10 protein-coding genes are annotated in these 12,827 nt (G+C 65.9%); 6 read left to right on the forward strand and 4 right to left on the reverse strand.

Features of this window, described 5'->3' with window-relative positions:
- The 4 genes from ACH4UM_RS33925 to ACH4UM_RS33940 form a co-directional block, all read right to left on the reverse strand.
- A partial coding sequence (locus tag ACH4UM_RS33925; protein WP_398187961.1) for a hypothetical protein occupies positions 1 to 398 on the reverse strand: 398 nt, incomplete at its 3' end.
- Between the two features lie 700 nt (positions 399 to 1,098).
- Positions 1,099 to 1,560, reverse strand: coding sequence for a transposase family protein (locus tag ACH4UM_RS33930; protein WP_398187964.1), 462 nt, complete (start codon positions 1,558 to 1,560; stop codon positions 1,099 to 1,101).
- 543 nt (positions 1,561 to 2,103) lie between these two features.
- Positions 2,104 to 3,495: a glycosyltransferase family 4 protein gene (locus ACH4UM_RS33935; protein ID WP_398187967.1), complete on the reverse strand. Its 1,392-nt coding sequence runs from the start codon at positions 3,493 to 3,495 to the stop codon at positions 2,104 to 2,106.
- A 58-nt stretch (positions 3,496 to 3,553) separates the two neighbouring features.
- Positions 3,554 to 3,955, reverse strand: a complete 402-nt coding sequence (locus ACH4UM_RS33940) for a DUF4913 domain-containing protein (RefSeq protein ID WP_398187970.1) — start codon at positions 3,953 to 3,955, stop codon at positions 3,554 to 3,556.
- A 724-nt stretch (positions 3,956 to 4,679) separates the two neighbouring features.
- Between ACH4UM_RS33940 and ACH4UM_RS33945 the strand changes: the two genes are divergently transcribed.
- The 6 genes from ACH4UM_RS33945 to ACH4UM_RS33970 all read left to right on the forward strand — a co-directional run bounded on the left by ACH4UM_RS33945 (position 4,680) and on the right by ACH4UM_RS33970 (position 12,587).
- Entirely contained in the window at positions 4,680 to 6,599 is a 1,920-nt protein-coding gene (locus tag ACH4UM_RS33945; RefSeq protein WP_398187973.1) for an N-acetylmuramoyl-L-alanine amidase, read from the forward strand.
- Between the two features lie 208 nt (positions 6,600 to 6,807).
- On the forward strand, positions 6,808 to 7,542 hold the full coding sequence (locus ACH4UM_RS33950) for a S1 family peptidase (RefSeq protein WP_398187976.1): 735 nt from the start codon (positions 6,808 to 6,810) through the stop codon (positions 7,540 to 7,542).
- A 1,493-nt stretch (positions 7,543 to 9,035) separates the two neighbouring features.
- Entirely contained in the window at positions 9,036 to 9,464 is a 429-nt protein-coding gene (locus ACH4UM_RS33955; protein WP_398187979.1) for a hypothetical protein, read from the forward strand.
- Positions 9,465 to 9,872: 408 nt separating this feature from the next.
- Positions 9,873 to 10,925 (forward strand): hypothetical protein, encoded by a 1,053-nt coding sequence (locus ACH4UM_RS33960; RefSeq protein WP_398187982.1) that lies wholly within the window; start codon positions 9,873 to 9,875, stop codon positions 10,923 to 10,925.
- A 129-nt stretch (positions 10,926 to 11,054) separates the two neighbouring features.
- Complete coding sequence (locus tag ACH4UM_RS33965) at positions 11,055 to 12,176, forward strand: hypothetical protein (protein ID WP_398187985.1); 1,122 nt, start codon at positions 11,055 to 11,057, stop codon at positions 12,174 to 12,176.
- A 108-nt stretch (positions 12,177 to 12,284) separates the two neighbouring features.
- Entirely contained in the window at positions 12,285 to 12,587 is a 303-nt protein-coding gene (locus ACH4UM_RS33970; RefSeq protein WP_398187988.1) for a WhiB family transcriptional regulator, read from the forward strand.
- The last annotated feature ends 240 nt before the right edge of the window (positions 12,588 to 12,827 follow it).

A 12,827-nucleotide genomic window follows, 5' to 3' on the forward strand; every position in this document is an offset into this window, starting at 1 on the left:
GTCGACGGACTGGCGCCGGTGACGTCGACAACGAGTTCGTCCTTGACGGCATTGACGTAGATGGTTGCCGTCAAACCGCCGCCGGACTCGGTGAGAGTGGCCGTGTAGAGGTCCAGCGTCGCGTGGAAGTCAGGCGCGCCACTCAGTGCCGACAGAGCAGGAATCGTCAGGGTTCCGGGCGACAGACGATTCGGCAGGGTGTCCGCGCGGTTGAGCTGGACGGTCAGCCCGGAACTCGCCCACACCGCCGCTCCCAACGTCCCGTTGCCCAGACCGAGCGACTGCGAAGCGGGGAAGTTCGCTCTCTGCAAAACCACGTCCGAGCTGCGCACCACACTGGGCACATCAAGATTGAACACGCCCGACTGCCACGCCGACGTATTCGAGGAATCAGCCACCGCGGGCGCGGAATTGACCGGTAGGCCAATCACTGATCCGATGACTAGTATCATTCCGAACGCGAGTAGGGCTCGCAATGCCCGCATCCCAACCTCCATTGCCGTCGATTCCTTGCCGCACTCACCCCCGTTTTGGTCAGGTCAAACGATTGACTAGATATTTCCAGTGACACGCTAAGTGCGGTGACACACTCCGTCAACGGTCTCGACACGGGCAGTCATCGTCAGATCGATTCCAATCCGGAATGGGCGGAGGAGCCGCTTTGCACGGTCTATTGATCCGAAACTCATTCGGTTCTATTCGAGGATGTGGCGGACTTGGGCGCCGCCGAGGCAGGGGTCTGTACGGTCTTCGACCCTGTCTCACTTTCGGTGGTGACGGAGAGTCGTGAGGTTCGTTGACACTCGCGTGAAGGATGTCAACGAGCTTGTGCAAGCGGTGTTTTCGGCAAGGCCCCGGAGTTTGCCCGGCTCGTCCGAACTTGGGTCGGTTGATGTCGGCGGCGTGCCCCAGACGCAGGCGAACACGGCTCCTGTGGATCATGGAGTTCTCTAGGCTTCAAGATCCGCGAAGGTGCCGTGTTCGTCCCGCCATCATCCCCCATCGCTGCTCCCGTTTGCCCCGCACCCCGTCTCCAAGCTCTGCGTGAAGGTGCCGCGCGGGGTCGAGTCCGCAGTTCGGTCGCCGAGTTCGAGTCGCTCACAGAGCACTGTGCATCGTGAAGTCGCTGGCCACGGGTCTGGTGTGCGCGGGGGATCGAGTGCTCGTGCTGGTCGCGGGCGGATGACCTCGACGTAGATCATCGGTCACCCGGGCGACTTCGCGGTTCGTCAGGACCAGCAGGGCCCTGACCAGGTCGGTCGCGCGCTTCGGGTCGGTGCGGACCTTGCCGAGGACCCGCCAGTTCTTCAGGTGGGCGAAGCCGTGCTCGACCGGTGCCCGGACGGCGGCGAGGGCCTTGTTGGACAGTTTCCGGCCGCGGGTCAGGGGGCGGTTCCGGGCGGCCTGTAGCCGGTGATCACGGCCGGGTCGGCGAGGCCGGCCACAACCAGCCCGCCCGTCTTCATTCCGTGGTGATGCCGGTTGGAAGTCGGGGATCGCCTTTCGGCTCCAGCGACAGGCCGTGACATGTCCGGGAGACCGGCAGATCTCCCGACACAACGGCCCCGGCCTTACTCGCCGCGCGCTGCAATGGGTCGGGGGTTAGAGATGGGCTGGGGGCTGGGGGGGGCCGGAGCTGCCTGAGCGGAGGGGGCCGGAAGGGGCAGTCCGCGGTGAGGCGCGGTCGCCTGGCCGGTACTCGCGATCGCGATGACGACGCCACCGGCCACGGTCACAGCCCCGGCAAGCATGATGATCTTCTGCTTCACACTGGTTCTTGCCTTTCGCGTCATTCGACTTCTCCCGTCCGCGCCCCTGGAACACGAAGGGGTCCAGCCACCCTGATCACATGCACTGGTGGCAACGTGAGCAAGAACCCACAGGTTCAGCGGCACACCGTCCAACACGTCATTGCAATTGGTGAGTCTGCGGTGCCAGGTCAGAGCGCAGGCGACGCGGGTGAAGGCCAGGAGGTGACCGGCCTTGCGCTCGTAGCGACGGTGCGGACGCCGGCAGCCGGCCGGCCGGGAAACCGTCGTTCCACGCCCCGGCCCGCGTCGGCAGGACCGGAACGGTCCCGCATTCCCGTGGCGGCCATTGCGCTCAGAGCGTCGACGGTTTCGCAGCGAGCCTGGGGGACCCCTGCACGGGGGCCGACGACGACTGATGGCTTTCCGGCTGTCCCGTGTTGGCGTTGGGAGAGGTGAGGCTGGCGGCATCGGCCGTGAACATCACGCGACCGTCCTTGATCTGCTTCGAGCCGAGCACGTTCCCCTCCTTGGCCTTCACGCCTATTTCGACCAGGGCCGTCCCGGCGTCTTCCCAGGTGTAGTGCTTCAGCACGTTGTGCAGTTCGTAGGCGCCGACCTTGCGGTCCGCCCAGTTGTCGGCGACGTTCCCGATGGCGTCCGCCCACGCGATGTACCGCTGCGAGGCATCCTCCGGTGTCATGACCACGCTGTCCCTGCCAAGGTGGGCCGCACCACGGTCGGGGTCCTGGAGGAACTTCGCCATGCCGCTGTCCCGGTTGACGAGGATCGGAATGCAGTGTGAGGCGGCTTCGGTGGCGACCAGGCCGAAGCCCTCGGTCTTGGACGGCATGATCACCACATGGTTGGCGTGCATGTCGTCGACGAGATCCTGCTTGTTCTTGGTGAAGGGCTTGACGGTGACCCTTCCCGCTCCGCCGGCGAGCGCGTCCGCCTCGGCCTGCTTCCCCTCGAGCATCTCCTCGCTCGCGCCGCGGATGGTGAGATGCACGCTCCTGCCCTGGTCGTTGAGATGCTTCACCGCCGCCAGGGCGTCGCCGCCCCCCTTCATGGGATCATCCATACGCCCCATCAGCAGAACGTTGAATTGTTCCTTCGGTGAGGGAGGGCTGAAGGTCACGACTCCTTCGCCACCGGGCATGAGATCGTGCCAGCTACGGGCCTGCGCGGTCTGCGCCTGAATCCGCCGGACCTCCTCGGCGAGTAGTCCGCCGACACCCACGCCTACGGAGGCAGTACTGAGGAGGTTCTTTTCGATGTCCAGCTTGAGACGGCCTGCCTCCTCCCTCATTGCGACCATTGCCTCGTCGTTCGGATCGGTGATCTTCGCCCTCTCCAATTTCTCGGGCGCGGTGTGCAGGAAGTTCATATGCATGGCGTCCGGATACCAGGCGGACCGCATGGCGGACGCCGCGGGTCCGGAGAACCGGCTGTGTCCGATGATGATGTCGTAGGTTTTCTCTCCCTTGGCCGGGAGGCCGAAGTCCTGAGGATCCCGCAAGGACGCATTCAGTAGGGTCGCCATCTTGTCCTCGCCCTCCACGGGCGGGATGGTGTGGACTGTCGCAGCTCCGTGTGCCTGTGCGTTGTCCGTCACATAGAGCAGGTCCACCTGGTGGTTCTTGTTTTCCGCGAGTCCCTCGGTGAGGAGCTTGTTGAACACGGGGACTCCGCCGAGTCCCATGCCACTCTCGTTGGAGACGACGAGGATACGTTTCGGTGCCATGCTTGTTCGCCGTTCTCTTGTGCGTTCGGCAGGTATGGGGTGGAAATCAAGGTCTGGATCAGCCGTCGTACACGTCGACCTGCGGCGGTTGCTTCGGCCGGTGGCTTCCGGGCTTGCAGCCCGAGAAAGGCCCCGAGGGATCGCGCAAGTACGTCATCGCCGGTATAAGGAAGTCGCGATGCCACATGGCGGGCCCGTTCATGCCCGCCTTGGCGGAGGTCATTTCCTGCCACGCCATCCACAGGCCGTAGAGGTGGGCCATCGCGTCGGGGTGCTCCCACCAGCGCGGGCACCACGGGGTGCGAGACGACTCCTCCCCGGCGTAGACCGGCAGCAGGAGGTTGTGCACCCAGATGACGAGGCCGCGTTGAGCCGTCGTCAGGTCCTCGCCCCGCTGGTAGAGGATGAACGGGGGCGGGCCCGGTCCGGCTTCCTCACCAACGGTGATGTCGTCGTTCATCCGGTACGCCTCTCCTTACGTCGTCTCGTCGGCCCGGTCGGAATCTGCGAGCCGGCGATTCACCCAGGCCGACCAGGCGTCGTCTGGGAGGTCTGGTGCCACTCCCCGAGGTGGAGCACGACTCCGCAGCAGTCGCTCGGACTCGATATCCGCGTGGGTATTCGTCGAACGTGTCCTTCGTGAACCCAGCCGATTGCCGGACCGACGCGACTGGACGACGCCGTTCTTCGGCGGCGGCAGTACTGTTCCGTCGACAATCCCTCCGCCATCGGGCGTGGATGTCCTTTCCCTCGACGCGGCTCTTCGGGCTCTCGGGCTGCCCCGTCGGTGCGGAGGACGCCCTCGATGACTCACAACGGGCTGCACGGCTGGAGGGTTCAGGACCCGAAGACGCTTTCGGGTCACCCATGGCGCCTGGGGTGTGCCCGTTGGTGGCACCCCCAGGGGGTGACATGGAGAACAGCCGAGGCATCGGCACGAGTCGGAGTTCATGTCACCTGGGACTGCCGTCTTCACCGTTATCCGCAAGGTCACTCACCAGTCCACCGGCCGTGGTTGACCTCAGTTCCGCCGCAGGGGGCAATCCATTTCCGCGTCGCCGAGGAACGGTGTTCCGCAATGGGCCGCGGAGCCACCCGCGTGCTGGCCGGTCAGTGAACCGGTGCACGCATCACGTGCGTTGTCTGACCAGCCATCTGAATTCATTGACGTACGGGACCCATTCATGACCACAAGCAACGCCAGACGCACACGCGCGTCACGGCGCCGCCGCCCGGCCCTGCTGGCCGCGGCCGCCACCCTGGCCGTCGCGGGCGCGATAGCCGTACCCGTGTTGGCACTGGCCACCGACGAAGCCGGTCATCCGCCCATCACTCTGGAGCAGGGCTTCACAGCCGCCGCTGCCGAGTACCGCGTTCCGCGTCAGGTGCTGCTGGCAGTGGCGTACCAGGAGTCCGCCTGGGAGACGCATGCGGGGCGGTACAGCACGGACGGCGGTTACGGACCGATGCACCTGACGGACGTCACCCCCGCCATGATGGTCGGAGGCGAAGTGGGTGCGGCGGGGCGTGGCGATCTGGCGAAGCTGGCCGCGGCCCCGGCCCTGCATACGCTCCAGGCCGCCGCCAGGCTGACGGGCCTGTCCGCCGAGGCGTTGCGCGACGATCCGGCCGCCAACATCCGGGGCGGTGCGGCGCTGCTCGCCTCGTACCAGAGAGCGGCGACCGGGACGACCTCGTCCTCCCCCGGCGACTGGTATGCGGCTGTCGCCCGTTACAGCCAGTCCACCCAGCGGCGGGGTGCCGCGGCCTTCGCCGACCGCGTCTTCGACGTCATGAAGAAGGGCACCCACCGCACCACCGCCGACGGACACCGCATGGCCCTGAGGGCTGACGGCGCAGTCCACCCGGCCACCGGCCAGTTGGACACCCTGCACCTGAAGGCCGAGGAGACCCCGCCCGCCGAATGCCCCGCCACCGTCGCCTGCTCTTTCGTCCCCGCGTCCCCGGCCAACGGCCAGGTCTCCAACCGTCCCGCCAACGGCATCCGGATCGACAGCATCGTCATCCACGACGTGGAGGGTTCGTACGACGGCGCCATCGCCGCCTTCCAGCAAGCGGGCGCCGCCGCCGCGCACTACGTCATGCGCTCCTCAGACGGCGCGGTGACGCAGATGGTGCCCACGAAGGACCTCGCCTTCCACTCGGGGAACTACCCCACCAACATGCACTCGGTCGGCATCGAACACGAGGGCTACGCTGCGCACGGCGCCACCTGGTACACCGAAGCCCAGTACCAGGCCACGGCCGAGATGGTGAAGTACCTCGCCGCCCGCTTCGACATCCCGCTGGACCGTCAGCACATCCTCGGCCACGACGACGTTCCGGGCCCGAAGTCGTCCTTCGTCGCCGAAATGCACTGGGACCCCGGTCCGTTCTGGGACTGGAACCACTTCATGAGCCTGCTCGGGGCGCACACCGCACGGCACGGCGTCGGCCCTGTCGGCTCGGTGGTCACCATCGCCCCCGGTTTCCACGACAACCAGCAGACGGCCCAGATCTGCCCCTCCGACGACCCGACCGGCGCCACCACCGTGTGCACCAGGAGCCCGCAGCCGGCGAACTTCGTATACCTGCACACCGAGCCCAGCGTCACCGCCCCTGTGTTCGGGGACCAGGCCATCCACTCCGGAGCAGCCGGCACCGACCGGATCAACGACTGGGGCAGCAAGGCGTCCGCAGGGCAGCAGTTCGTGGTCGCCGGGCAGGACGGTGACTGGACCGGCATCTGGTACAGCGGCGCGAAGGTGTGGTTCTACAACCCGCAGGGGCACAACACCACACCGGCCTGCGGCGTGAAGGTGATCAAGGCAGTCGGCGCCTCCCCGGTGGCGGTGTACGGCACCAGCTACCCGGACGCCGACGAGTACCCGTCGGGCCTGTCGCCCTCGGCGCAGGCCCCGCTGAGCATGTACACCGTCCCGGCCGGCCAGGCATACGTCGCCACTCGCGCCCCGAACCGCACGGACGACTTCTTCCCGTCCAGCGGCACCGTCGTCACCGGCAGCAAGTCGATGTACACCATCCAGTACAACCACCGGGTCGCCCTGGTGTACGCCTCGGACGTCACGGCTCAGGACGGATGACGGTCCGCTGAAACCGAATCGTGGGCCCGGCACAGCGGCCGTCGTGGTCGCCGTCTTGGTGTCGAGATGGCGCAGCAGCCCGTAGCCCACACCCTGGGAAGGGCACTGGTGAACCAACCGACCGTACGCGGAGGATGCGGAACGTTCCTGCTCGGCAGGGTCTCTGACTGTCTGTACGGATGTGTCCCTCTGAGAGGAGTTGTTCTGCATGATGCGTCGCGTTCGTGTACTGCTGCTGACCGCCCTTGCGCTGGTCGCGGGCTCGGTGTTGTCGTCCGCTCCGGCCTTCGCCGTCATCGGCGGGTCAAAGAGCACCTACGGCCCGTGGGCGGTACGCATGCTCGTCGACGGCAAACCGGTGTGCACCGGGACAGCGGTGACCCGCCAGTGGATCCTCACCGCCTCACACTGCTTCTACGAGCAGGCGCAGCCGGTCGCCGACAAGCGGATTTCCTTCCGGGTGGGCAACCTTGACATGCGGAAGGGCACCACGGTCCGCCCCGTACCCGGCAAGCGCGTGGGCAGCGCGCACGCCGACATGATGCTCATCAAGGTCGCGCCGATGAAGGTTCGCACAGCGCACCTGGCCACGGTCGGCGTCCACCGCGGCCAGGTCGTGCGGCAATACGGGTGGGGCGCCACCTGCACCACGGACGAGAGCACCTGCCAGTCACCCGTCCTCAAGCAGTCGGACCTGAAGGTCGTACGGCCGGACGACCCCCGGTGCGCGGGTCACACCGCACCGGGAGGCCCCGACTTCTGTATGGAGAAGGTGTCCGGGATTCCCGCCGGGGGCGACTCCGGAGGCCCGGTGATGACTGTTGGCCCGCGTGGCACTGAAACCCTCATCGGCGTCTTCGACGGCTCCGACCGGGAGCAGAGCGCCGAGGCGGGGGAGGTCTTCCAGCAACTCTCCTGGATTCGCTCGGTCATTCGGCGATAGCGCCGGCGTGGCCGGCGCCGCGTCGTCGAGGCCGGCGGCGAAAGGACTTGGTGGGCACCCTTTCGCCCCGGCCGGCGGCCCCCATCTGGGAGGCGTTCCAGGCCGGCGGCGTGCTGGCGCTCTGCACGCGGACATACATGACCTCCGGCGCGACGGAGTCGACCCCTGGACGAGTCAGCTGCGGTGCCCCACGTAAACGGCGAGGCCGTGATCTACGCCCAAGGGAAGATCGATCCCTCGGCGGCACGGTCGCGCGCTTGCTGGTCTGGATGACCGACGACCCCACGACGGCCATGACCTGGTACCAACAACTCCCGGAGCAGGGAATCGAACGCATCGTCGCCAAGCGGGCTTGGAGTACTCGGGATGCAGATCGTGATCTCACGCCTGGCCTGCGGCTTGTCGCTGGAAGCGACTCGTGCGTGATGACTCTTGGTGGCGGCGTTGCCCGGTGGGCCACGGCGTGGAGAGACCCAGCGGGCTCAGAAGGGGCGGGTGAACCGGTGGGCTCCTGCCCGCGTTGTCACGAGTGCATGTGATCGGTGGCTGGACCGCCGTCGTGGTCCAGTGACGAAGACAGGAGACATCGAATGACGCGAAAGACGAATGCCAGTATGAAGCAGAGGATCGTCATGGTGGTCGGCGTGGTGGCCGTGGCCGGTGGTGCCGTCATCGCGACCGCGGGTACCAGCCAGGCGTCTGTGACTGACCGCGGACTGTCCTTTCCTGCCTCTTCCGCGCAGGCAACTCAGTTCTCTGGCCCCCTGCCTGTGCTTGACCACGGACGTGTTGAAGCGTATGGCGAGTTCGGCTCGGGCCAAAGGGCGCCGCGCGCGTAGGTGCCGGCCCCGTTGACGGACTCGACGCGGGCCGTCATCTGTGGGCTGTCTCGCGCGGTGGCACGCTGGGCGACGCGGAGTGAGAAAGCGAGCCGAAGGGGCCGACGCGCGGGTGTCCGCCGGTCTTCCGCGCGTGCTGGCGGGGAGCGTGTGAGCGGCCCAGGTGTGTGATGCCGTGATCAGCCCTCGCGGTCCGGGCCGGTGCCATGGCCCGGCCCGGGGCACTTGACGACGGAAGCATGGGTGGTTTCAGAAATCGCGCCTCACATGCTGGGCGATTTCTGAAACCTGGAACGCGGTTAAGGCCGCGTGTTCCCGGGTCCGTTCCCGCGCTCTTTCCGTTTGTTTCTGGCGGTGCCAGGTCCTGGCCTGTCCCGGAGTCTCCACCGATGGCGGGGCAGTTCACGCCCCGTCCCCTGCGCGTGAGGCCGGAGACATACCTTCCGCTCACGTAGCAGGTCTCCACCATCCCTGGAGTCGGGGTGCTGCGGTGGCCAATGGCACGGGGTGGCGGGGGTGTTCGCAGGGATGCCGTGCGAGGGGCGTGCTGTAGCTCGCTCCGCGAGTGGTGAACCGCGACGTTGTGATTGTGGATGTCTGCGAGTTCCCCCGTCCTGCCTCATGAAAATACAAACCTTCGTCGAGGAAGCAGTTATGAATAGAACCAAGAGTGCCCTTACGGCAGTCGCGGCCCTGGCCGCCTTCGCGGGGGCGGGTGCCGCGGCGACGCCGGCGCAAGCCGCGTCATGCCCGCGGGAGATGGGTCAGAAGTACATGTGCGAGTTCGGCGTCGCGAAGACGAAGCTCGCCAACGGGACGACGCAGGAGTTCGTCGTCGGCACCGATCACGCGGTGTGGACCAACTGGACCCGCAGCGACGGCTCCTGGAACGGGTGGGAGTCCCTGGACGGATGGGTTAACAGCCCCATCAACGTGGAGCCTCAGCAGCGGGACAGCGACTCGGTAATCCACATGGGGGGCACCGGCAAGGACGGCCATTTCTGGATGAGGGTTCGCTACCCCAATGGATCGTGGTCCCATTGGTTCAGCTGCTTCGTCAATCCGACCAACGAATGCGCGTGACCGCCGTGGGTGAGCGGTACCGGCCCTGACGGCCCGGAGCTGGTCCCGGCCGCTTCCGCCTCGGCGGTGAGCCACGCGTGGAGCCGGCCGACGTGCTCGGCACCGGCCGCTGCGGCCTCCCGACCGGGCCGGTGCCATCCGTGCCGCTCATTCCAAGAACCTGGAATGAGCGGTCGGCCCGTCCTGGGCGTGTGCGCGAGCCTTGCCCGTGACCGGCTCGCGCGCGGCGCGTCCGGCCAGGACGGTGCGTCGGCGGCGCCTCCGCACCCCGAGCCGGGCAAGAGCCCGGCACACCAGCAAGGCAGCCGCCGGGCAGGGCCGGCGACCACGTGGCCGCGGCGCTCCTGTGACCATGCCGCGCCGGACACCCTCTCACCCGGCCCCCACCGTGCCGAAGGTGTGGGGCGCATGCCGCACCGCAGCCTTGCGAACCTCTCCGTCATGGCCCTCGACGAGTTCGAAACCCTCGTGCGCAACCGGCCCTCGTTCCACTCGGCCAGACGCCGCCGGCAGGTCATCCCCGACGTGCGACCCTTTTCGGAGGTACCAGTGACTGTGTATTTGAATGGGGATAACACACCGTTGACCCTGCGCGAGGCCGCCGACGCCATCACCAGCCTGTGGAATCTGGAATCCCCCTCTCCGCACTTGAGGGTAGTGACCGATCTCGTCCAGGATGGGTTGAACTACTCAGTCACGGAAGATGCCTTCTGTGAACTAGTGGCCTCCCTCGACGCCGAGCTCCCCCGCGGCACCGGCCCCACCCTTGATGATTACTACCGATCAGAACTATCCGGAATTACACCTCACGTGGCCGGTGGCCCGCCTCTGGTGCAGTGTGAATTTGATGGGATGACAAGGGATTTTTTGCACAGGCGTGATATGCGGCATGTCGATATGGATGAAACCATGCTTGCAGTCAACAAGCCGCTTGGAACTACCGGGCTGGGTCCGTGCATTGCTGTCGGCCTCACCGGAACACACCAAGGAAACCGCTACAACGCTCTGACCCACTGGGCTCCTGGTTCGATCAGCCCCGCAGAAGTATTTTCCGAGCTGTCCGGTGTCTTTGAAGAACTGCCTGCAGGCAGTCCGGCTCTGGAGAATCTCGAAGACGTACAATGGTTGGTCGTGGGTGGGTCACAGAATTCTGTCAAGGAGCAAGTTGAACTCCTTGAGTACATGGCGAGTCAGGGCATGATCCAAAAATCCGCGGTACGACTGACGAACGAGCCGGAGTTGGCAGACTGCATCAAGTCGGTGATCATCGAACGCACAGGGCACGTAGGGTACGGGGTAGAGAATGCTCCTTACGCAGAGATCGCCCACAGAGCGAGTGTCGCTTGGCTTGGGCAGGGACAGATCGACCCTGCCGCGCAGAACAATCACTCAGGCACGCGCTATGAGGCACCCGCCGCATTCCCGCATGGACCAGTGAGGGGAGCAGGCCCCTCGAGGTAGCTGCCCACGCTGAGCATGGGCCGGAGATGTGGCGAGAGGTGAACCGTACGGGCTGCAGGTGCGTTGCAGGAGGGCCGGGGTTAAGCGGCTCCGACCCCCTGTGACCGGTTTCGTAATCCTGGAGGACATGTGCCACCCAAAAAGCGTGAGGAGAATCGTCCGGCCACTGGCGCGGTCCCGTCTTCCGCAGGCCCCAAAATGCTGGCGGGCGCGGATCAGGATGCGATTAAGGAAATGATCGCACACCTGAAATGGGTATTCAAGTCCGGCCAGGAGTGGATGTCGGCCAGTGAATTCATTGACATAGAACTGGCAGGTAATCGAAGGTTGCCCGCTCAACAAATGATCGACGTCCTTGCGGCGGGTCGAGTGATCGAGCAACCCGAGGAACCCTTCCATTATGTGGATGAATATAAAATCTCCAAAGAACGTTGCGAAGAGTTCTTTCGTAAGGAGGGTCTCGAAGAGGTCTACCTCGCGGTGTCCGCCCGTCATTCATCCGTCGCTCGCCCGGCCCCCCTGGATTCCAGTGGCGTGGATCGCGGGCTTGCGGGTGAGGGTGCGGACCGTGCTGGTGCTGCGTCTGCAATGTCGGCCGGCGCGGATCGAACGGCGGCTGATCGAATGGTTGCATATCTGGAAGCGGCTCTCGAGCACGGCCGGGGGGTGATGTCGACAATGGACCTCATTGGCGTAATGCAAACAGATGCGGACAGGGCTTTGGTTAAAAACATGATCCCCATTCTTGAAGAGAGTGGAGTGATCAATCCTGCCGAGGGCAATGATGCGGATAAATTCATAGTTTCCCAAGAGGTTTTCGCGCAGTTCTGTCGTGAAAATGGTCTCAAAGAGTTCTCCCAGTCATACGTTCGACCGGCTCCCATGGCTGCCCCGCAGCCCGCGGTTCCAGGTGGGGGCGTCGCTGGGCCCGCGGGTTCATCTGCTCCTCGTTCCTACCCCGTGGATGCCCCGGCGTTGGTACGGCGGGGCGCGAACCGCCTGCACTCCGACCATCCGGTAATCCAGCGGCTGCGTGAAGAACGGAACGCTCAGCCAATCGGAAATGGCGGTCAGATTCATACCGCCGCCGACCTGCACAGTTCTCAGGAGATCAGCGTCGCGGAAGCTGCGGGAATGCGGGTGCCCCGCATCGGGAGCAGCGATGGGACAACACCTGCTCACACTCCCCGACCCGCGCTTGTGCGGCCGCCGTGGCATCCCGGTGGGCGGGGCCGATCAGCAGGTGGCTGACCAGCATGGACGCCGGTGAGATGCTGCTGCAGACGGTGGACCGCGGCGGCAACCCCCTGCACGCGCACAGGCGAGGGCGGGGGCAAGCCGGGGAGAGGATGGCATCGGGTGATCGCGGATGGGAAATGGGGCGCATATGCGGCATGCCGCAGCACCGCCCCGGACGAACTGTTCGTCGAAGGGACGGCCCAAAACGATGCGAAAGCTGTGTGCAGCGGTTGCCCGGTACGCACGGAATGTCTGGCATTCGCCCTTGACCGTCGCATCGGGCATGGTATTTGGGGCGGAATGACCGAGCGGGAACGCCGTGCCCTGCTGCGCCGGCGACCCACTGTGACGTCCTGGCGAAGTCTGCTCGAAGCAGCCCGCGCCGAGCACGCACGCCCCGCACGCTCGGCCACCAGCGGCTGAAAGAGCGAGGGTGGAGGACATCGACGTCCTGGTGACCGACGAGGCGGCCTCGGACGGGCTGCCCGTCTCCGTGCTCGACCAGGGCACCCGCGCCGTGGCCGTCCGGGCTTCCGGCACCGGGGCCCTCGGAGCGGCGTGGGGCACCATGGCGGTTGAGCCGATCCTTTGTGTCCTTCGGCCAGACTCCGGCGCGCGTGAACCGCAGGGCGGTGCGCTGGCCGTAAGCGTCGGCTGCGAGCT

This window comes from Streptomyces sp. NPDC020801 (assembly GCF_044334385.1).
Classification (GTDB): Bacteria; Actinomycetota; Actinomycetes; order Streptomycetales; family Streptomycetaceae; genus Streptomyces.